The following is a 21,529-nucleotide window of genomic DNA, read 5'->3' as shown; positions in this document are numbered from 1 at the left end:
GCACTTGTGGTCACCGCCGGAAAAGGTGGACGACCAGTATGCGTTGGTACATGCCCGAATCACCATTTGCAGAGTCTTGATCCTTATTCGACGCTTACGGGGACGTCTACCGCCGAGGCGTCAGAATCCCTGGCGTAGAACTTCGGCTTCCTCGAGGCCAACTCGAGAGAACTCGGCGGACAAGCGTTCCACCACCCTCTGCGCATGGTCGCTCTTAAGATCACCAACCCATCGCCAAGTCTTTGCTTTTCCTTTTCCGTTGACCACTGGAAACCGTCCGACATCCCGATACCAGCGGACCTGGACGGTTCCAGCAGCAGAGGCCTTGAACTCGTGCATCACGATTCCAGAGGGTTTCGGTACCACCCGCAGGCGTACGTAGCCACTCGATAGCCGAGGGTCGGATATTGTTACGTCACTCGGTCTACGGTCACCGTCCTCAACGATCTCAAGCGGCAACAACGGAAACATCCGGGATCCTACGATCCTGGCGCTGTCACAGAGCGGCTGGACGCATACAGCGTATGTTCCTCCTTGTTCGACTATCGTTCCAAGCTGAAGGACGGGGGCCGGTTTAGCGTATCTGCTCCGCAAGGACATGCGCATGGAAAACAATTGGTCGGACACAAGCTTCTCTTCCGCCGTCTTTACAAACAGATGAGTTGCCTCGGCCGTCAATTTTCTCTTGCTCACTCCCGCATTTGACAGCTTCTGCTGCATCTCTTCGCTGAAGCCGTCGGCAAGGAGCTGAAGTCGAAGGTCTGCCGTCATCGCTTCAATAGTTGAAGCACCTCGCGGACCAATCCTGCTGTTGTACGTCAACCATTCCCGTATCCGAGGTATGGCTACGTGGCTACCGACCTCGTGGTCTTGCACAATCGCCAAAAGCTCGGAGCCGATTAGGCTCTCTACTTGACGTTCAACGTCCTCGGGATGGGGCAAGGAGACCCGCTGCCCTAAAACTGCAGCATCGATCTCAGGGCCCAAAGCGGCCAGCAGCCGATGTGCATCATTTCTAATCCCCGCCAGTGCGGAGAGGGAGGCCGTGGTAACAAGGCCTAAACTATGGCGCCCAAACTCTTCCACAACCACCTTCGGCAGTTCGACTATCGCTCGCCGGCGATCGGCCAACTCCGGAGGGATATTCTGTACGTGCTCTTTTGCGAAAACGGCAACGCGCAGGGGACCACGACTGAATGCGACTTGCCGGTCATCGTCCCAAAGCAGCTCATCGTGGGCGAGACTTTCCTTCGTCACCTTCGCAACGCGATCAGATATTTTCCTTAGATCAGGCTCACCCGTGTAAATCAGAGTCAGCCGGAGGCGCCGCCGGGGAGACTTAGTGTCGTCCCGCAGCACCGCGCGAATCAGTTTCTCTGTGGTCGCCCCGTTGTCGTTATTAAGGTTCCAGTCAAGGATTAGTGCGTCCGCTCGCTTTGCTGCCCGCACAAAGGCGGGCTTGAACTCCTCGTTCTCCTCAGCAGTTTGAGGGGAGAGTATGGCGCAAGATAGTGCTGACTCGGCAAAGCTCCGCGACAAAGCTTGGACATCAAGTTCGTCAGCTTGAGCTGACGTTCCCGGGGCAGCGAGTTTCAGTACAGGTCCTAGTGACGGCACCTCTGCGTCATTCCAGTCGTCGTCGCTTTCTTCGTTGGGGGCCGGCTCCCGACGAAAGGCTTCGTCATCGACCATAAGGATGGTCTGCAAAAAATCCAAGACCTGTCGTTGCACATGAAGCTCAAACCTCGTTGGCATCTAAGCCTCACTTTCATCCGGAAGGAAAACTCTGAACCGTGCTCCTCGATCGGCACTTGGAGAGTCGAGACGGACGTCAGCACCGTCTCGCCGCAACACCTGACGTGCCACGTACAGCCCATAACCCGAGCCTGAAGGCTTCCGCGAGAAGCCCTGCTCGAAGACGGCCTCTTCATCCCCCAGGCTGACGCCCGGCCCTGAGTCCGTAACGGTGATCGCTCCTGGCACCTTGTCCAAAGAGACAGTTCGGTCCCCGGAGTAGCTGGCGAGCCAATACACGGCGTTGTCGATTAAGTTGACCAGTACTGGATACAAAGTCGAGGGATACATGCGGACACGCATCTCCTCGAAAGCAGTAGAAATCCTGAACTCAATTCGTTGTTCTTCGAAACGTTTATCGAAAACGTCGTGCAGATAACGCTGTACGTCTGAGCCGCGAATCTCGACGGGCTCGCGATAAAGCCTTCTATGAAGCGGAGTAAAGAGCTTGAGGTATCCATCCAGATGATCAAAAGAGACACGCAAGTCCGTATACAGCGGTCGTAAGCCGGGGTTCTGCTGCGCCCAAGTTCTGAGCCTTCGAAGGTTGTCTCTAACCGACTTGATGCTGTTCTCGAACTCGTGCGTAACGATGTTAACTGCCATGCCGATTTGCACAAGCTCAAAGTCCTGCGCTGCGCGGTCAGTCAGGGCTTCGACACGCGCTTCAAGCTGTTCGACCTGGTCCATCAAGGACACGTGGTCGGCGTCGATTCCTCCCGGCGACCAGTCAACAGCTCGCAATTGCTCCGCTATATCGCTAAGTTCGTCGGCTTGCGTAGCTGCCGCCGCCCTCACACGCCCCTCAAGTGCATTCCGCAATAACGTGAACTCATCGTCCGTCATGCTCGATAAATCTGTTGCTGAAGCCTCTTGAAGGACTTTGACGGCTATGTCTTCGAGTGCGCGATAAGCATCTCGGGCTAGCTCTTTGCCCCGTCTACCGACATCGTCCACGACCGCAGAAAGCTCGCGCCTGGTCTCCGCTGCCGCGTCCCGTGCTTCAGCAACTGCCTGACCGACTGCATGGTCAAACCTGAGACGTCTATGTAGTGCTGTGTCGAGGGCTAATCCTGCTTCGCCCAGCGCGGACTCGATCTCATGTTCGGCCGGCTCGATGATTGACGAGAGAACATCAGATCGAGTGGCTTCATAGGCTACCGAACGACGATTCAACTCAGCGCTCAGTGCAATACCACGAGGCCTCTTGACTTGGAGGGCTGACGCCAGGTCGCGAAGCTGCATGCGCGCGTCCAACTCAGCCCTTACAAGCCGGTCTGCACCTATTGCCGGGTCACCGTCCCGGTGGGCCGTTTCTATGGCAGCTAGGATGCCGCTACGTATTTCCTCAACTTTGGTTTCAGGGACTCGGGAATCAATGGAGTCGAAGAAGTTTTCTAGCGCAGTACTATATTCTGATCGACGCGCTCTGACCTGTTTGCTGCGAGCTCGGCGCGCCTTCTCCATTCGCTCATTTGCGACACGGCCCTCCTCATAAAGTTCGGCTTGAGCGCCCCCTTCGCGGAAAAACTCGGCAGCGACTTGCAAGAGAAAGTTTTGTAGGATGGCGCGAAACTGCCGATAGGCTTCGTTAGTTGCGAATCCTTCACGACCAGCCTTTTCGCGCAGCCGACTGTTGTTCTCACGCGAAATTTCCACTGCGCCAAACATTCGGCGGTAAGAGAAGAAGTGGTCTGAAGCTGATTTGGTACGTCTGAGCTCGACATCTAGCCAATCGAATCTGCTGTCACCGTACGGCAGGACCCGAATGCCATCACGGTAGATGTATAGACCCCCATACCTGTCAAGCTTCTCTGTTATAAGGAAGTAGTCGTTCGGTTCAAGCTTCGACTGTCTAGCCCTCCCTTGGATGTAGGCCAAGTTGAGCTTGAATGGCCCACACTGGGTTTTCACGCCACGGGCGGAACTCCAGGCGAGAGGGAATGGGATAGCGTCACCTCCGAAGATGGAAACTGTTCCCGAAAACTGCCCGTACTCGTCAAATTCTCCTTGGAAGTGGTGATCAGCGTTCAAGAACTCATCGACAGTGAAGAATTCTTGCTCCTCGATCAGGTCTCGTATGTTGTCCAGTGCACGATGATCTCGGAAGGCTGTCCGCAACTCGGGCATAGCATGCCCAGGAGTCATGGTATTGGCAAATCCGATCAAAGTTCTTAGTAATGGAGCTGCTTCCTTAGGCCCGGGAGCATCTAAGTCTGCCTCGAGGTCGGGCGAAGTCGGCAGAATAACAAAGGCGGTTCCAGCGTCAAAGTGGGCTAGGTCGAATCCCGCGAAGCGAGCCATCTCATCGAGATCCACATCGGCCCAGCGTTTTATGTCATCCTCGATGCGCTCGTACAGACCTTTGTCGTCTGCGGTAACAAGCTCGCGCAAGTTTGACAGGATTTGACTTCCCATCCCTACGACGTCAGGAAGGTCGCCCACTGCTAGCTCTTCAATCGGCACGATCAGCTGCGACAAGTCCGCGTGTGCAAGCTCAAAAACTCCCCAATGAATCAGCGCAGCAACGCGTGCGTGCCCGTCAGCCTTGGTGACCACAAGAGTCTGTGGGCCGATAGCAGCAATGGCGAGACGCCCAATCCCCTTTTCACCCAAAATTGCTCTTTTCGGGCGGGTCCGGCTTCGAGAGGAGGAGCTTTGTGCATATTTAGACGAGGTTCCAAGCGTGAGCCACCTTTGCTCAAAGTCTTGCCGTGACATTCCGTCGCCGTCATCCCTGACGATGAACGCATTCTGAAACCGGATGAAATCAGCTTCTGCATTAGAAGCGTATGCGTCATGGGCATTCTTAAATAGCTCGCTAATTGCACTCGGAATTCCCGCAATTTGCTGGCGTCCCAACATGTCGACAGCACGGGCACTCGTCCTAAACTCAGCCACAATTTTCTATCTTAGACGTTTGAAGGTGCTCGATGATGTGCTGTCCCATCGCCTTCGAAACAAGCACGGGAACCGCGTTTCCGATTTGTCGCGTCATGGATTTGAGACCTCCTAGGAACTTGAAATCCTTGGGAAATGTCTGCAGTAGGGCTGCCTCACGCGCGCTGATAGCGCGGTTCTGCGTTGGATGTCCGTATCGGCCGTTAGTAATGTCAGTGCATTTCGTAGTCAGTACAGGCGCCGTATCGTCGTACCGCATGCGTCCGTACGAATCTTGGTGCCCCTTACTCTTCCGATGACAGTCAAGCCAAAGTTCCGATGGCCATTCCGACCTACTTCCGCCTTCGGTAATTGCCATGATACGACGTAGATTTAAGTCCCCAAGTGCTCCTGAGCGATGAATAGGGTCACCTGAGTACGTCTCACCGGCCTGGATGGCGGGAAGATCTCCGATCCAGTCACGTACCGTGGAGTAGGGCAGCAGGTCCTTACCGTGGGTTTCCTCGGGAAAATCGATTGTGCCATGCCGGGATGCAAGCAAAACGAGTCTTTTGCGCCTTTGAGGAACACCGTAGGCCCTGCAATCAATTACTTCCCACCGTGTTGAGTACCCAGATCGTTCGAGGTAGCGCAGAAATCTGTTCCAGGTAGAACCTCCTGGAATTTTTTGGAGTCCCGGAACATTTTCGACAATAAGCGCGTCGGGCTTCAGCCGATCCATGAAGGGGATGAGGGTAAGCAGCAGAGAACGTTCTTGCGGACGCGATTTTGATCCAGAATGCCTCATAGAACTATACGGCTGACAGGGGGCGCAAGCAGAAAATACGAGGGGTGAGTCACTCGTTACTAAGTGGTCGAACGCGTTATGGTCAAGCTTACGAATATCCACTTCGTAGAATTCCGAATCAGGGAAATTTTTCCGGTAAGTCGCGGCCGCCGCCGCATCAAGATCTACTGCCGCAGCTATACGCATCCCGGCGGCACGTAGGCCCGCGCTTGTCCCTCCGCAACCTGAAAAAAAGTCAATAACCGCTGGCCGGGCAGGCGTTTTCTCGGATGCGGCGTACGGCGAGGTATCGAAAGACAACGCGGTCATTCAGCTTCTCCTGTCCGTCCACGCTGACTTTCAGTTCCTCGAACGAAGGAGAGCACATCGCTTCGCAAAAATCGCCACGCCCGCCCAACTTTCTCTCCAGCCAAAGCGCCTGAATTAGCAAGGGATAACACAGTCTTTGTGCTGACGCGGAGCAAGGCCGCTGCCTCCTCCGTAGTGAGGACCTCGTGCTGTTCTGCCATCTTCCCGCAACCTCTCACCCGCGACTGTAAGTTCAGTCTAACCACCTTGGGGGTGTCATGTTCGCTTAGTCCACACTGACTTAGCCCGTCAGCGCCTCCGCCAGCTCGATCACGAACAAATGCTAGGTGTCCAGTAGCCAAGCCAAAGAGCAGAGGTGGACTTCAGCGGGGGTTGCGCGGGCGCTTGGTGCTTTGTCTGCTGTTATCCGCTCGCTGGAGGACCTTTCCTCGCTGCAGGACTGGATCAACGCCGGCGCGAAGGGCACCTTCGTGGTCGACTGCCGGATCACCTCCTCCGTCCGGGCTCCGTGGTTGACCGAATGGATGAACGCATCCCGAGCTACGAAGGCGGATAGATCTAATCGACAAGCATTCAGCGATTGAAATCAGTTGAATCACGCATCACTCCATGCATGGGGAGTAAGTGATATTCCTCCACCCAATCAGTTAGTTGTTTCACTGCCTCGACCCCGTCTCGTGAAACGGAAACAGAGACTGGAAATACAATGTGCTCCTTGTCCGCCGCAGAAAGAGAAGCCCTGATTGCAAGGACCGGATCTGCCGTCCCGGCAGTAAGTTCGATATCCACTTGACTGGCCTGGCCAGTGTTCCCTGCACTAGCTATCCATCGATAATCAGCAAGCGAATGGAAGACTAGGAAGATACTCGCCTTAGCCAATTCTGACTGCCTGGGAAAGCTTAGATCTTGTATGCATCTTGTTTGAGTCTCAAACCAGCGAGCGAAGACCTCATCCCATTTAGGTTCAGAACTGTCGTTTTGAAGATCGCGCACTGCTCTTGTATATCTGCCCCGACGCTTCAGACCCTCGACGCCAATCATAGATAGAGCGGTCCTTGCATATTTTTTTAGATTTCCACCGTGGGCCAATCTGTCTCCACAGAAGCTCACAAAATTGTTAAGGGTACTAAGAGAGGAGCGGGCCTCCTCCATGGAGGGCTTGTAGCCAGCATGAACGACCCTGTGACGTATGGCAGCCACCTGTCGCTCCCAGTCCTGTACGGGTCCCGGCACACTTACATTCCAGACGCCCCCAAGCCTGTTGTGGAATGAGTTCTTAATACGATGTTCCAAGCTTGGTGACCACTCTTGAACGCTTAATTCCGGCGTAAGACACTCTTCCCACTGCATATGAGCAAGGAGTACATTGACGAAAGACTCCGCTGCAGTCGCCAGCATCACCACGCATTCCCTAGTGTTGCCGCGAGCGAGTGCAACACACCCTTGCCTGTAGAGGTCGAGGTGACGGGTGAACGGCGAGACAACACTCGACGCATGCCGAAATGTGAGCATTTCGTCTTCATTCAGGTCATGGACGGGACCTATGTGACTTGGCGTGTTGCCAGTCACAAACGCACTCGGTGTAACCGGCACCTCGTCATTTATGTCACGCAAGGAACGAACGGCAACAAGAATAACCGGAGGCAGCAACTCGTACTCCACCAGAGTCACTGCGCGTCTTGTTGCCTCATAGTACGCTGATTGCCACGACCGAAGCACCTCCAACGCGCGCTCAAGCGCCGAGCGCATAAACTCATGAGTAATGCTTCTCTTGTCACGGATTAGCATTCCCGAAATCGCGTCGCTCAAGTAAGCCTCATAAGCTAGATGATCCAGCGGTATCGCCACTTCAGCCACAGACCGGAAGAGGCTAGGAGCGTCAGGGCCGGGCGTCATATTCGCAGCTCCCTTCGCACCAGGCGTATGCCTAGCGAACATCTCAGCCATGAGCGGCAGATCCGAAATCTGTGCAGCGTCTGCTTTATACCGGCGAAATACCGTAGAACCAATCAGTAGCGCTGTATTAACAAGATTCACGGAATTCGGAAACCTCGAGTGCGTCGAGTCTCTTGGTGGCATTGGCCCAAACTCTTCAATCCACCGAATTACCGAGGAATCAATTGGGCGATAAGACGCCAAAATGGTGTTATCAGGAATCCGCATGAAGTCGGGTAATGGAATAAAGAAGGTGACTAAGAGTTCCTCCATATCGATCAGAACATCTGGCCCATCATCCGTCAGTTTCTGCCAGTGCCGTTCCACATGTCCCCCACATCATTATGCCTAACCGATTGAAAGCCGGCATCAAGTCTTCAAGAAAGATACATAAATCTCAACTGCGCACTATCCCTGGAGGTGCAACCGTCCGTAAAACACAGTCTCGTCCCGTACGCACAAAGTTTGCGGCCGGTACTGGCGGAGACGATGCGGTCCACCACTAGCTGCTGCGACTTCGTCACCCCAACATCCTGAGTGGCACCGCCGTGGTGAAGAAGTGGCAGACCCGGATCCCATCCACGGATACCGTGCCTGGATCCGCTCGGGCCGGGGCGGGTGAAATGGTGTTTACTCTTACGTAAGGAACTCGGCCGTCCGGCCTCCCACCGTCCGACATACGGCAGCGGAGAACCCCGCCGCACAGCACGCGATGAGGCGGCAATGACCATCACGACCCCCGGACCCACCTTCTGCCGCCCGGAAGCTGTGGCAACGGGTGCACTAGGAGCCACAGCGTCGCGGAAGCCGGAGCAAACGCGGGGCGAGGAGCGAAGGCCCCTAAGCTGGATGGCGAATGTTTCCGACGGAGCCGTCGCCGGAACCACGGAGACACCCTCAGCTAATCCCATCGGCAATGCTGGCCACACCTGGGACGTGGTGCCCTTGGCCCTACAACCGCCGTTGCCGGAACATCGGGAACGATTCCCGCACCCGCTCCACCGTCTCCAGCGAAACCTCCACCGCCCGCACCCCAGCGGCAAGCCCAAGGTCAGCTTCCACAACCCCCATAGGATCCACCAGCACACTCCGCCCCACGGACACCGGCGGCGCCTGGCACACCCCCGCCACGTACACGCTGTTCTCGATCGCGCGGGCCGCGTTCAGTGCCAGCCACTGCTCGGTCTTGTGCTCGCCCGGCACCCAGGACGAGCAGACCAGCAGGACCTGTGCGCCGGCGTCGCCCAATGACCTGGCGAGCTCCGGGAACCGCAGGTCGTAGCAGGTCATCAGCCCGAACCGCACTCCCCCGTGCTCGAACACCACCGGCTCCAGGGACTCACCCGGCTTGATAAACGTAGACTCCCCGAAGCCCTGCGCGTCGAAAAGGTGGATCTTCCGGTAGGAAGCCAGCCGGCCGCCGTCGGGCCCGAACGCCACCAAAGTGTTGTACGCTCGGCCCGGCTCCTCCGAGGTTTCCACCACGCCCGCCACCAGCGCGATGCGGTGGCGGCGGGCGATAGCGGCGAGCTCCCGGCAGACTGGCCCGTCCAGCGGCTCGGCCACCGCCGGGAACGACGAGTCCACCTTCTTCTTCTCGTAGGTGGCGTACTCCGGGAAGGCCACCAGCGCGGCACCGTCGCGCGCTGCCCCGGCGGCGAACCGGTCGATCACGGCGAGGTTGGCCGCGATGTCGGCGCCCGACTCCAGCTGCCCCAGCGCTACCTTCACGAGTGTTCCTTCCCTCGGCCCAACAGCCGGCACCAAACTAACCAAAACTCAGGCGGCGGCCTCGACCGTTGCCTTCTCCGTGGCCGTCATCTCCGGCGGCGCCGTCTTGAAGCCGCGGGTGATCAGGGCCAGGACCACCACGCCCAGCACCAGCCAGGACACCCCCAGCGTAATGGCGTTGCTGTCCAGCTGGGAGAGCAGGTAGGCGCAGACGACGGCGCCGATCACCGGAACCACCACGTAGGACACCACATTCAGCTGCTGCCCGGCCCGGCGCTGGCGCACATAGTGGAACACCACCGAGGCGTTCACCAGCGTGAAGGCGGTGAAGGCACCAAAGTTGATGAACGACGTCGACGTGGCCACATCCAGGAAGATGGCGATCAGGCCCACGATGCCGGTAATCACCAGGTTCGCCACCGGGGTGTGGAACTTCTCGCTGAGCCGGCCGAAGACGGCCTTGGGCAGGACGGAGTCGCGGCCCATCGCGTACAGCAGGCGGGAGGCGCTGGCCTGCGCGGCGAGGCCGGAGGCGAACTGCGCCACCACCAGGCCGGCCAGGAACACGGCGCCGAACAGCTGCCCGCCGATCTGCAGGGCGATGGAACTGGCCGCGGAGGCCGAGTCCTCGAACACGCCGCCCGGGTGCACCAGCTGGGTCACATAGGACACCGCCACGAAGATGCCGCCGCCGATCAAAGCCACCAGCATGATGGCGCGCGGCACGGTGCGGCGCGGGTTGATGGTCTCCTCGGTGAGGGTGGTGACGGCGTCGAACCCCAGGAACGAGTACGCGGCGATCGCCGCGCCGGCGGAGATGGTGGCGAAGCTGGCGGTGTCGTTAAAGAACGGCTGCCCGCTAACCAGTCCCCCGGCGCCGTTGGCGGACACCACGCCGCCGATGCCCAGCGCCACGAAGAACACCAGGACCAGCAGCTGGAACGCCATCAGCACGTAGTTGGCCTTGTCCGCCACCTTGATGCCCAGGATGTTCAGCAGCGTGGTGATCACGATGAAGCCCACGATCCAGACGCCGATGGGGATGCCCGGGAACTGGGCGCTCAGGTAGGAGCCGCCGATGAGCCAGATGACCATGGGCAGGAAGAGGTAGTCCAGCAGCACGGCCCAGCCCACCAGGAACCCGACCCGGGGATCGATGGAGCGGCGGACGTAGGTGTAGGCGGAGCCGGCCACGGGGTAGGCGATGGCCATCCGCCCGTAGCTATGCGCGGTGAACAGCATGGCCACGAGCGCCACGAGGTACGCGGCGGGCGCGGCGCCGCCGGTGGTTTCGGCGATGATGCCGAAGATCCCCAGGACGATGATGGGGGTCAGGTACGCCAGCCCGAACAGGACCAGCGAGGGCAGCTTCAGCGTGCGGGTGAGGGTGGTTGTCACGGTGTTTCCTTAGGGCTTGTAGGACGGCGGTGTCCAGGTGGCCGGGTTGATGCGGCCTTGGTAGACGGAAAGTTCGACGGCGGGCTCCCCCTCGCGGAACTGCGACCAGGGGCGGTTGAGGTTCTCCGTGCCGTGCGTGCGGACATGCTCGACGGCGGCAAGGTCCAGTTCCGCGGTGAGCAGCTGAGGTTGATCGTCCGGGGCCTCGGCGAGGGTGTTGCCCTCCGGGTCCACGATGATGCTCTTGCCCTGGCCGGTGGGGCCGGCGCAGTTGACGCTGACCATGAAGACCTGGTTCACGATGGCGTTGGCCTTGGCGAGGATCAGTTCCTGTTTCCGGTCCGGGGTCGTGGTTTTGACGACGTTAAGGATCACCTCGGCGCCCATCCAGGCGAGCTGGCGGGACACCTCGGGGTACCAGGCGTCGTAGCAGATGTTCAGGCCCACCCTGCCGATGCCGGGCAGGTCCACGGTGGTGAACCTGTCGCCGGGGTCGTAGGGCTCGAACGGGCGCCAGGGAAAGATCTTCCGGTAGTAGCCGGCGAGCTCCCCTTCCGGGGACAGGACCAGCTGGGTGTTGAACAGTTGGCCTTCCGGGCCGCGCTCGCAGACGCTGCCGGGGACCAGCCAAATGTTGAGGTCCTTCGCCAGTTGCTTGAGTTCCTTGACCCGTGGGCCGTCCAGGGGTTCGGCGGATGCCTGGAGTATTTCGGTTCTTTGCAGGTCAGGTTGTTCGTCGCCGAAGAGGTGCAGTTCGGGGAAGACGACCAGCTCGCTCTGCGGCTGGGCCTGGAGGGCTGCTTTGACCTCGTCGGCGAAGGCCGAGACGGGTTCGCCGATGAGCCGCGGCCGGGCCTGGGCAGCGATGAGGGGAAGGATGCGTTGCATGGGTAATCTCCGCGATTGGGTGTGATCCGGGTTATATTAGATCAGAATGATCCAATAAAGGGAAGGGGTGCGTGCGTGGGCCGTAAAGTAGCGGATATGACCCGTCAGCTGGAGGACACCGTCGAGCCCCCGCCCCTCGGCGCCGGCAGGATGTCCGGGATGGAACGTCGCAGTGCCATGGATGCCGTGCGAATGCGGATCGGGATGGCGATTTCGCTCGGGCTGCTGAAGCCGGGTGAGCGGCTGCCGGACCAGGAGGACGTTGCTTTGGGTCTCTCGGTCAGCCCGATCACGGCGCGGCGAGCTTTGGCGAGCCTGGCGGAGCAGGGCGTGGTAGTGCGACGGCGCGGACGGGCCGGCGGAACCTTCGTGGCCGATGCGCCGCCTACGGATGTTCTGGCGGAACTTTCGGCTTCCCCGGCTGAATCCCAGGCGGTGAACCGGCTGGTGGACCGAAGGCTGCTGTTCGAATGCGCGGTGACGCACTATGCGGCCGTCAACGCCTCGCCGGAGCAGCTGGATGAGTTGGAGCGGCTGACTCGTGAGATGGCCGAGGCGACCGACTGGTCCTACTACCACCGGATGGACGAGCAGTTCCATCAACTGGTGGGTACTGCGTCATGCCTGGACTCCGCCGTCGAGGTTTATCACGAGACCCTCGCCGAGCTCTACGACTACTTCATCCCCTACCCCATCGAGAAGCTGCACACGTCCAACCAGGATCACATCGCGCTTGTGGCAGCCCTCCGTGCCGGCCGTGTTGAGGAAGCTGTGGAGGTCTCCCGGAAGCACGTGGACATCCTGCACCGGACGATGTTTATGGGACTAGCTCAGGGCGAACCCTCAGCCACGATCTCGGACTGATAGTGGCTGCGATGGCTAGTATCAGTCGGCTATCGACGTACGAATTTCCAACCAGGGCTTGGAATGAGGGCCCAAAAAAAGCATCAATAAATCGTCAAGATTCGCGACTAACAATCAGGATTCGCGCAGTTTTCTCCCAGAAACCAAAAAGGCGGCATTTTCTCAGATCTAATGAAATGACTTTGACGCTATTGGGGGAAGCGAAAATGTTGTTTCTGTCGGCTGGCTCGGTGTACCGCTTCTGCGGTCCACGCTCCACGCTGGATTTCCTCCATGTGTGTCCATCACCGCACCCAACCCCGCACGCTTTTTATCGCACGTCGGTCAGGTGTCCTATGGAAGGACTCTCATGAGCCAGCAACCCTATACCGCCCCCTATCCTCCGAACTACGGCTATGGTCTACCGCCGGTAAGCAACAAGTCGTTCCTGGTGACCTGGCTGCTCTCGCTGCTCCTTGGTGTCTTCGGTGTTGACCGCTTCTACCTTGGCAAGGTGGGAACCGGCATCCTGAAGCTCGTCACCTTTGGTGGGCTTGGCATCTGGGCCTTGATTGACCTCATCTTGGTGCTTGCCAACAAGACCCGCGACAAGCAGGGGCTGCCGCTGGAAGGTTATGACAGGCATAAGAAGGTAGCCCTCATCGTCACCGGCGTTGTCTTTCTCCTCAGCATCGTCGTCAACTCGGCCCGCGCGGGCTCTGCACCCTCGTCAGCGCCCGTCGTCTCCACTCCCAAGGTCGCCACTGCAGCTCAGACCGCGTCTGCCACCCCAGCTCCCACAAAGGACCCCGCTGTTGCAGCGGCCGAAGCTGAGGCCGCTGCGAAAGCGAAGGCTGAGGCTGATGCAACGGCTAAGGCAAAAGCCGAAGCCGACGCTGCCGCCAAAGCGGAGGCAGATGCAGCGGCCAAGGCAAAAGCCGAAGCCGACGCTGCCGCCAAGGCCCAGGCTGAGGCTGAAGCCGCTGCCAAGAGGGGGACGGTCAGTCAGCAGAACGCTCTGCGTAAAGCTGCTGATTATCTCGACTACACCGCTTTCTCGCGCACGGGCTTGATTGAGCAGCTGGTGTACGAAAAGTATTCGGCCGAGGACTCTACCTGGGCAGTGGACCGCGTAACGGTTGACTGGAACGAGCAGGCGGCCAAGAAAGCCAAAGACTACCTCGACTACACCTCCTTCTCTCGCAGCGGCTTGGTCGAACAACTGCTTTACGAGGGTTTCACCCCTGAGCAGGCCGAATATGGAGTGAGCACCACCGGACTCTAGCTGGTCCAAAGACAATCCGTCCCATCGCGGCGCCGCGAAGAGGCTTCGGTGCCGAACTGGACAGCGAGCCGCAACGGGGCATCCAGATTTGCCAATACATTACGAGGGGAAATTAGGTTTGAAACTCACGACAACACTGGCCAGCGGCGCGCTCCTGTGCTTGGCCCTTTCGAGCTGCGCGGGATCACCGCAAGCAGCTCCGACCGTCACCCACACCGTAACTCAAACGGCCACGGCACCCGTCACTGCAACGGCAACAGTGACGGCGACCGCCACGGTCACCGCCGAACCTGTTGCTCCTGCCGTTGTGGCGGCCCCGGCACCGGCTCCTGCTGCACCAGCGACCGCCGTTATCCCGGCCAACGCCGCTGGAATGAATGCGGAAGCACTCGACGATGAATTGACCGCGCTTGGCTTCAAAAAGATCGTCTATAACTCTGACACCGGAAAGACCGTGCTGTTGCTCAGCAACTGGACAGTTACTGGAATCGACAACGCAGGAGCGGAACAAGCCGTCGATAAGGCAGTGGTAGTGCACGTAACCAAATAGCTCTGTCTCACGAAGGGGCGCGCCCGGCCAAAGCCGGACGCGCCCCTTCGTGGGCTCTGAACCCGCAACCGGGCCAACTCTACGACTACTTCATCCCCTACCCCATCGAGAAGCCCCACAAGTCCAACCAGCACCGCATCGCCCTCGGCACCGGCGATGTCCCTGACGCTCGCTCCCGACCCGCCTCCGCCGTCGTACTTCCCGCCGTAAGGCGTGCTGCTGCCGACATGTCCCGCCTCCCGCCTTCCATGCAGATTCCACCACGGGACAATGCCGCTCTCCGTGCACAGGCACGGCCCCCAGACTACGGCCAGGTGTCCCGGGTCACGATAGACTTTCGGTTACTAGTATGCATAAACGGAATCCGCTCGTATTCCTGCGTGGCGATCAAACGAGAGGTTGGAATGGCACAATCACTTTCGACAGGATCGGGCGTTGTCCTGGACCTGATCAGGTCCGGCCAGGCAACTACAAGGAATGACCTTCTGGAGCGGCTGGGGTGGTCGCGTATCACCCTTGCCCGGCGGCTCGAAGAGCTACTGAACGCCTCCATCATCATGAGCGTAGGTCAACTGGACTCCCGCGGCGGACGCCCACCCGAAACATTCGCGGTCAAGCCGGATTCCGGCGTGCTTCTGGCCCTTGATATCAGCGGCTCACACAGCATGGTGGCCATCACGGACCTGGTCTCCACCATCCTCAGCGTTGACGAGGCAGACATCGGGCCAAGCCAGGGGCCTGCTGAGATTTTCGAATGGGCAGGCCAGGTTTTCGACCACATGCTGCTCCGCCTGGGGAAGACCAGGGCTGACGTCGTGGGGATCGGCGTCGGCGTCCCCGGGCCCGTGGATGTCACAACCGGATGCCTGGCATCACCGCAAGTCGATAAGCAATGGGACGGCGTGGCTGTCCGCGACTACTTCGCAAGCAGATATGGACATGCCGTTCTGGCAGTTGACCGGGACGTAAACACCATGGCCCTGGCGGAAGCAAGGCGGGGCAGGGTGGGATACCGGGACATCGTGGGCGTGAAAGCCGGCATCGGGATCGGGCTGGGGTTCGTGCTGGACGGGGCCGTGTACCGCGGCGCGCGGGGAGGAGCCGGCGACCTGAGCCGACCCCGAATCGGTGGCGGGCGTCTCCAACGGCTAGAAACCGTAGCCAGCGGAGCGGTGATACGCGCCGAACTAGTGGCCCGCGGCTACAAAGTCAGGACAGGAGCGGACATTGTTGAGCTCGCGAACAACGGGGACCACCGGACCCTGACCCTCCTGGAGGAAACGGGAACCGCCCTTGGTCAGACGCTGGCCGACATCGTTGGACTGATCAATCCCGAGGCCGTCATTATCGGCGGAAGTCTCGCCGCAGCGGGCGAACCCTTCCTCAGACCCATCCGCGAGGCCATCTTCGCCGGTGCGCGTGAATTCGCCACCCAGGAGCTTGTCGTCGAACGCTCCGGCCTTGGAGATGTGGCCGGCCTGACCGGAGCATCGCTGCTTGCCCAGGACACACTCTTCGCACCCGACAGAATCAGCCGGCTTACCCACAGCGGAGCCAACTCTCTTGTCCTGGCATCCGGCTAAGAAGGCCCGTCAACAAAATACTTTGGTCTACTAATAGACTTAAGCCACTAACCCTTGCTACGGTGATATACCTCACATCGTCGTGATGTGATCCGTTACCTGAAGGATCCCCCGTGGCTTTAAACCTCGCTGAAGAACTCTCGTCCATCGCCACCAATGTCGCCGCTTCCGACTGGAGGGAAGCCATCCGCTGTGCCGGAGATGGCCTGGTGGCAGGCGGAGTCACAACAGAGGACTACACCGAACAGATGATCGAGGCCGTCGAAGAGCACGGCCCCTACATCGTCATCGCCCCCGGAGTCGCCCTCGCCCACGCACGCCCCTCCGAATCCGTCAAAAAGGGAGGGCTCAGCTGGGTCAGCTTGGCCTCCCCTGTGGAGTTCGGGCACAAATCCAACGACCCCGTCTCCCTGGTCATCGGCCTGGCAGCCCTTGACCACACTGCCCACATCGAAGTCCTCAGGGCGGTCGCCGGAATCCTTTCGAATCCGGCCACCCGTTGTGGCCTTGACGCCGCGGCGAGTCCGGAAGAAGTTCGCTCCCTCCTGGCACGCGCCGCCTCACCGAAATAAGCAACTCCAACATCACCCCTGAATTGAAAGGCAACGAACCATGAAGATCGTCGCTGTATGTGGAATGGGCATTGGGACATCAGTGCTCTTGAAAATGAACGCAGAAAAGGTTCTCCAGGATCTCGGCATCGAGGCCGATATTGAGGCCGCTGACATTGGGGTGGCCCGCGGTGCCGCCCAAACGGCGGACGTCGTGCTGACTTCCGAGGAGCTCGCACCTGAAATTGGCGACGTCCCCGCAGAAGTCATCGTTATCGAGAACTTCTTTGACCTCGATGAAATCCACAAGAAACTATCTGCCGCTGTCCGATAGTCACTGCCGGTGGTTCCGCCACCTGCAAGAACACAAGACCAATCAACTTTTCAGCAATAAGGGAGTGCCTACGGCATGGACTGGCTCGTAGTAGTACTGAATTTCATAGGGCAGCAAATTCTCAATGTGCCCGCGTACCTGATCGGCATCATCACCGCAGCAGGCCTGATCGCATTGCGGCGCAACTCGGGCCAGGTCATCGGAGGTGCGCTCAAGGCAACCTTGGGCTTCTTCATCCTTGGCGTGGGCGCCACCGTCGTCACCGGATCACTTGATCCCCTCGGTCAACTGATCCTCACCGTTACCGGCGCCCAGGGTGTCATCCCGACGAACGAGGTCATTACTGCAATGGCCCAGGAACAGTTCGGCGCCCAGAGCGCATACGTCCTGACCCTTGGCTTCCTCATCATGCTGGTACTGGCGCGCTTCACTCCGTTGAAGTACGTCTTCCTGACAGGTCACCACATGGTGTTCATGGCCACCATGCTCACCGTGATCCTGTCCGTTGGCCTGGGAGAAGGCCTTGACTGGCTGGTGGTTCTCCTCGGAGCTGTCCTGCTGGGCGTGATCATGGTGGTCATGCCAGCATTCCTCCACCCGTGGACAAAGAAGATCACCGGCAATGACACCATCGCAATCGGCCACTTCGGTTCTTTGGGTTACATCGCAGCGGGCGCAGTCGGACAGGCCGCGGGCAAGCGCAGCAAGTCAGCCGAAGACATCCAGTTTCCCCAGGGGCTGAAGTTCCTCCGCGACTCCATGGTGGCCACGTCGCTGTCCATGGTCCTCATTTACATGGTTTTCGCCATCTGGGGTCTGATCGCCCTTCCGCTTTCCGAAGCGCTGGCAATCTTTGACGCCCCTGACGCGGGAGCCTTCATCATGGCGGGCTTCGAACAGGCGCTGCTGTTCGGCGTCGGTGTGGCCGTCATCCTCTATGGCGTCCGGACTGTTTTGGGCGAGCTCGTTCCGGCCTTCCAGGGCATTGCAGCCAAGGTGGTCCCAGGAGCCAAAGCGGCCCTAGATATCCCCATCGTTTTCCCGTTCGGCGCCAACGCCGTGCTCATCGGCTTCCTGAGCTCCTTCACCGGCGGCCTGATCGCCCTCGGCATTCTTGCTCTCTGGCTGAACCCCGCCTTCGGACTGGCCCTGATCCTTCCCGGAATGGTGCCGCACTTCTTCACGGGCGGCGGCGCCGGTGTGTACGGCAACGCAACCGGCGGGCGCCGGGGAGCCATGCTCGGCGGTTTCGTGAACGGCATTATCATCACCATCCTGCCCGCCATCCTGCTTCTCGTTTTGGGCCAGTTCGGACTCGCAAACAGCACCTTCGGTGACGCCGACTTCGGCTGGTTTGGCACCCTCATCGGCGTCAGCCTGACCGGCGGCCCCGCACTCGGCGCCGTGCTTTGCATCCTTATTGCCACCGTCCTCGTTGCAGCCGCCATCGTCTTCCAACGGCGTGTTGTCAATACCGGATGGGTCCCGGGCGCGAGGCGTGATGCCTGGCTCGCGGAAGTCAAGGAAGCCGAAAAGAGCGAAACCGAACAAAAGAGTCCCGCCGCATAGCGGCACTCTCCCGGCCCTCCTCGCTAACCCCACCCGAACTCCGAAACAAGGAATCAAATGCCCGAACGTACCGCAACGATCGCCAGCCGCGTGGGCCTCCACGCACGCCCCGCATCAGTTTTCGCTGAAGCGGTCAGCCAACTCGGACTGGAGGTCACCATCGCCTCCGAAGGTGCGAGCCCCGACGAAGCACTCGATGCGGCCAGCATCCTCTCCCTGATGAGCCTCGGCGCTTCCTACGGCGACGTCGTCGTACTTCGTGCTGATGGGCCTGGATCGGATCAGGCCCTCAATCGCTTGGTTGCGCTTTTGGAGACAGACCTCGACGCAGAAGCGCACTAACCAGGACTGCGCTTTCAGGGGTGGCATGCACACGGTGCATGCCACCCCTGATGCTTTCCCCACGCTCCTGGAACGATGCCCCGCATTTACACCGAAGGGCGTGCCCGGCCAAGGCCGGACGCGCCCTTCGTGGGCTCTGATCCCGCAAGCCGGGTCAAAGCGGATTATTCAGTCGATGAGCACCGGCTGCTTGGCGTCCTCCGACGCTTCAACAGGCGCGACCCTCCGCTTTCGCTGGTTCAACCAGTTAGCCACCGCCAGCAGCGCCACGAGTCCGAACGTACTCAGGAGCTGGGGACGGGAATCCTCGCCGATGAAGCCCACCGTGAAGATCGCCGCGAGGATGAGCAGGCCGAACCCTGTGAGCCACGGGAAGCCGGGCATCCGCAGCGGAAGCTCCGTCCCCTCGCGGTCAGCGCGGAGGCGCAGCGCGAGCTGGGCCAGGAGCGCAGACGTCCAGACCAGCAGGCACGTCGAACCCACGATGTTCAGCAGGACGCCAAGGACCATCTCAGGGAACATCAGCTCCAGCACCACCGTGGCAACGCCGAAGGCGACGCTCGCCAGGACTGCGACCACCGGAACCCGTGCCTTGGACACCGCAGCAAGCACGCGAGGTGCTTCGCCCCGCTCGGCGAGGGAGTAGGCCATCCGGGAGGCACCGTAGAGGTTGGCGTTCAACGCTGACAGCAGTGCTGCCACAGCCACCAGGGTGATGGCCGTGGCTGCACCGGGCATGCCGGCAGCCTCCAGCACCGCGGCGAACGGGCTCTTCAGCCCCTCCGAACCAACCGGAACCACGGCCGCGATGATGAAGATGGCACCGATGTAGAACACCAGGATGCGCCACAGCACCGTCCGGACAGCCTTCTTCACGCTCCGGGCCGGCTCAGCGGTCTCAGCTGCCGCCACGGACACGATCTCGGTGCCGCCAAACGCGAACGCCACCACAAACAGTGCCGTGGCTATACCGGCAAAACCGCTCGGCGCGAAGCCCTCGCCCATGAAGTTGGACAGGCCCGGCGACGTCACGCCCGGTACCAAGCCGAAGAGCAGCGCGAAGCCCACCAGCAGGAACACGACGATGGCCGCCACCTTGAGCAGCGCGAACCAGAACTCGAACTCGCCGAAGTTCTTCACGCTTGTCAGGTTCACAGCCGTGAGCACCACGATGAACACGAAGGCCATCAGCCACACCGGCAGCGCCGGGAAGATGGTGGCCAGCAGGCCTGCCGCCCCCAGCGCTTCGGCGGCGATGACCACCACCAGCTGGATCCACCACAGCCAGCCGACCGTAGCGCCGGCCACCGGACCGTAGGCCTTGGCGGTATATACGGAGAAGGCGCCGCTGTCCGGGTTGGCCGCGGCCATCTCGCCAAGCGCCCACATCACCAGGATGATCAGGGTGCCGGCCACGAGGTACGAGATCAGTACGGCCGGGCCGGCAGCCTGGATGCCGGCGCCGGATCCGATGAACAGGCCGGCGCCGATGGCGCTGCCCAGTCCCATCATCGTGAGCTGGCGGGGTTTGAGGGCCGCGCCGAGGGCGCGGGCAGACGTCTTTGTCTGTTGTTCCATGGGGATTCCTCTTAGTTGTTGGTAACTGTTGGGGAGAAAAGTTCAGGACGCGTGGGCTGCCAGGATCCGGAGCACGCGGTCGTTGGAGGCGGCATCGGCAACAGTGATCCGAACGCCGTCGCCCTGGTACGCCCGGACCATGATGCCCGCGCCATTGAACGCCTCCACGAGCCGCACCAGGAGGTCCTCACCGGCACGGATCCACAGGAAGTTGCCCTGGCTCGGCTGCAGCTTCCAACCCTGGGCTTCAAGCTCCGCGGCCATCCGTGCACGCTCCTGCCGAACGGCGGCGACCCGCACTTCCATCTCCTCCCCCGCGTCCAGCGATGCGACGGCCGCCTTCTGGGCCAGCGCGCTCACGGCGAAGGGCAGGGCGGTCCGGCGCAACCCCTCGGCGATGGCCGGCGACGCCACGGCGTATCCCACGCGCAGGCCGGCGAGCCCGTAGGCCTTGGAGAAGGTGCGCAGGATGCAGACGTTGGGGTAACGGCGGTAGAGCGCCAGGGAATCGGGGCCGCTGGCCGCCTCGGCGTACTCCACGTAGGCCTCGTCGATCACCACGAGGATGTCGGAGCGGACAGCACCCAGGAAGGCCTCAAGGTGGCTGTGGCTGATCGGAACGCCGGTGGGGTTGTTGGGGGTGCAGAGCAGGATGACCTTGGTGCGGTCGGTGACGGCGGCGGCCATGGCATCGAGGTCGTGGCCCTCGAGATGATCCAGCGGGATGCGGACCGGCCGGGCGCCCGCCAGCTCTACCAGGATGGGGTAGGCCTCAAACGAGCGCCACGCGAAAATCACTTCGTCCCCGGCGTCGCACAGTCCGGTGATGATCTGCTGGAGGACGCCCACGCTGCCGGGTCCCACGGCAACCTCTTCGGCGGTGACGCCCAGGTGCCGGGCGATCCGTTCGCGGAGTTCGACGGCGGCCATGTCCGGGTAGCGGTTCATCCTGCCCGCCGCCTCGGCCACCGCAGTGATGGCTGCGGGCAGCGGCTCGTAATGGCTTTCGTTGCTGGCGAGGGCTGCAATGTCCGGGCCGGCGCTGCGCCGGCCCGGGACGTAGGACGGAAGGCCGGTGACGGCGCCACGAAGGGTGGGCAGCGCAGTGGCGGGAGCGGCCAAGAGTTGTTCAGCGGTCATGAGGACTGACT

The 21,529-nt window shown here is 60.4% G+C and carries 18 protein-coding genes; 8 read left to right on the top strand and 10 right to left on the bottom strand.

The features are described 5' to 3' along the window. Positions 1 to 120: 120 nt before the first annotated feature. The 8 genes from NFU08_RS14645 to NFU08_RS14615 all read right to left on the bottom strand — a co-directional run bounded on the left by NFU08_RS14645 (position 121) and on the right by NFU08_RS14615 (position 11,743). Positions 121 to 1,755 carry a response regulator receiver domain gene (locus NFU08_RS14645; RefSeq protein WP_285835601.1) on the bottom strand — a complete coding sequence of 545 codons (1,635 nt, stop codon included), beginning with the start codon at positions 1,753 to 1,755 and terminating at the stop codon, positions 121 to 123. Next, positions 1,756 to 4,695 carry an ATP-binding protein gene (locus NFU08_RS14640; protein WP_251424353.1) on the bottom strand — a complete coding sequence of 980 codons (2,940 nt, stop codon included), beginning with the start codon at positions 4,693 to 4,695 and terminating at the stop codon, positions 1,756 to 1,758. Next, positions 4,688 to 5,791: a DNA cytosine methyltransferase gene (locus NFU08_RS21025; RefSeq protein WP_397425898.1), complete on the bottom strand. Its 1,104-nt coding sequence runs from the start codon at positions 5,789 to 5,791 to the stop codon at positions 4,688 to 4,690. Before NFU08_RS21025 ends, NFU08_RS14640 begins: the two co-directional genes overlap by 8 nt. Beyond that, positions 5,788 to 5,991 carry a helix-turn-helix domain-containing protein gene (locus NFU08_RS14635; RefSeq protein WP_251424351.1) on the bottom strand — a complete coding sequence of 68 codons (204 nt, stop codon included), beginning with the start codon at positions 5,989 to 5,991 and terminating at the stop codon, positions 5,788 to 5,790. The genes NFU08_RS21025 and NFU08_RS14635 overlap by 4 nt, the downstream gene beginning before the upstream one ends. A 373-nt stretch (positions 5,992 to 6,364) precedes the next feature. Further along, on the bottom strand, positions 6,365 to 8,053 hold the full coding sequence (locus NFU08_RS14630) for a hypothetical protein (protein ID WP_251424349.1): 1,689 nt from the start codon (positions 8,051 to 8,053) through the stop codon (positions 6,365 to 6,367). A gap of 624 nt (positions 8,054 to 8,677) precedes the next feature. Then, complete coding sequence (locus NFU08_RS14625) at positions 8,678 to 9,457, bottom strand: carbon-nitrogen hydrolase family protein (protein ID WP_251424348.1); 780 nt, start codon at positions 9,455 to 9,457, stop codon at positions 8,678 to 8,680. Between the two features lie 48 nt (positions 9,458 to 9,505). Then, complete coding sequence (locus NFU08_RS14620; protein WP_251424346.1) at positions 9,506 to 10,855, bottom strand: APC family permease; 1,350 nt, start codon at positions 10,853 to 10,855, stop codon at positions 9,506 to 9,508. Positions 10,856 to 10,864: 9 nt separating this feature from the next. Continuing rightward, positions 10,865 to 11,743, bottom strand: a complete 879-nt coding sequence (locus tag NFU08_RS14615) for a carbon-nitrogen hydrolase family protein (protein WP_251424344.1) — start codon at positions 11,741 to 11,743, stop codon at positions 10,865 to 10,867. Positions 11,744 to 11,839: 96 nt separating this feature from the next. Between NFU08_RS14615 and NFU08_RS14610 the strand changes: the two genes are divergently transcribed. The 8 genes from NFU08_RS14610 (at position 11,840) to NFU08_RS14575 (ending at position 18,800) form a co-directional block, all read left to right on the top strand. Beyond that, on the top strand, positions 11,840 to 12,607 hold the full coding sequence (locus NFU08_RS14610; protein WP_251424342.1) for a FadR/GntR family transcriptional regulator: 768 nt from the start codon (positions 11,840 to 11,842) through the stop codon (positions 12,605 to 12,607). Positions 12,608 to 12,956: 349 nt separating this feature from the next. Beyond that, a complete protein-coding gene (locus tag NFU08_RS14605) occupies positions 12,957 to 13,871 on the top strand; it encodes an Ltp family lipoprotein (RefSeq protein WP_251424340.1) in 915 nt (304 codons plus the stop codon). Between the two features lie 118 nt (positions 13,872 to 13,989). Continuing rightward, positions 13,990 to 14,421: a hypothetical protein gene (locus NFU08_RS14600; protein WP_251424338.1), complete on the top strand. Its 432-nt coding sequence runs from the start codon at positions 13,990 to 13,992 to the stop codon at positions 14,419 to 14,421. Between the two features lie 404 nt (positions 14,422 to 14,825). Further along, positions 14,826 to 16,004 (top strand): ROK family protein, encoded by a 1,179-nt coding sequence (locus NFU08_RS14595; protein ID WP_251424336.1) that lies wholly within the window; start codon positions 14,826 to 14,828, stop codon positions 16,002 to 16,004. A gap of 113 nt (positions 16,005 to 16,117) precedes the next feature. Continuing rightward, on the top strand, positions 16,118 to 16,576 hold the full coding sequence (locus NFU08_RS14590) for a PTS sugar transporter subunit IIA (protein ID WP_251424334.1): 459 nt from the start codon (positions 16,118 to 16,120) through the stop codon (positions 16,574 to 16,576). A gap of 40 nt (positions 16,577 to 16,616) precedes the next feature. Then, the gene (locus tag NFU08_RS14585; RefSeq protein WP_251424332.1) at positions 16,617 to 16,889 is read left to right on the top strand and encodes a PTS sugar transporter subunit IIB; all 273 of its coding nucleotides are present in this window, start codon (positions 16,617 to 16,619) and stop codon (positions 16,887 to 16,889) included. 75 nt (positions 16,890 to 16,964) lie between these two features. Next, positions 16,965 to 18,458, top strand: coding sequence for a PTS ascorbate transporter subunit IIC (locus NFU08_RS14580; protein WP_251424330.1), 1,494 nt, complete (start codon positions 16,965 to 16,967; stop codon positions 18,456 to 18,458). Positions 18,459 to 18,515: 57 nt separating this feature from the next. Then, the gene (locus NFU08_RS14575; protein WP_251424328.1) at positions 18,516 to 18,800 is read left to right on the top strand and encodes an HPr family phosphocarrier protein; all 285 of its coding nucleotides are present in this window, start codon (positions 18,516 to 18,518) and stop codon (positions 18,798 to 18,800) included. A 168-nt stretch (positions 18,801 to 18,968) separates the two neighbouring features. Here NFU08_RS14575 and NFU08_RS14570 read toward each other — a convergent pair whose 3' ends face one another. Next, positions 18,969 to 20,378 carry an amino acid permease gene (locus NFU08_RS14570; RefSeq protein ID WP_251424326.1) on the bottom strand — a complete coding sequence of 470 codons (1,410 nt, stop codon included), beginning with the start codon at positions 20,376 to 20,378 and terminating at the stop codon, positions 18,969 to 18,971. Between the two features lie 42 nt (positions 20,379 to 20,420). Continuing rightward, positions 20,421 to 21,518 carry a histidinol-phosphate transaminase gene (hisC, locus tag NFU08_RS14565; RefSeq protein WP_251424324.1) on the bottom strand — a complete coding sequence of 366 codons (1,098 nt, stop codon included), beginning with the start codon at positions 21,516 to 21,518 and terminating at the stop codon, positions 20,421 to 20,423. Positions 21,519 to 21,529 lie beyond the last annotated feature (11 nt).

This window comes from Pseudarthrobacter sp. NCCP-2145, assembly GCF_023708005.1.
Taxonomy (GTDB): Bacteria; Actinomycetota; Actinomycetes; order Actinomycetales; family Micrococcaceae; genus Arthrobacter; species Arthrobacter oxydans.
Note: the sequence above shows the minus strand (reverse complement) of the source record. Positions and strands in the feature narration are given on the sequence as shown.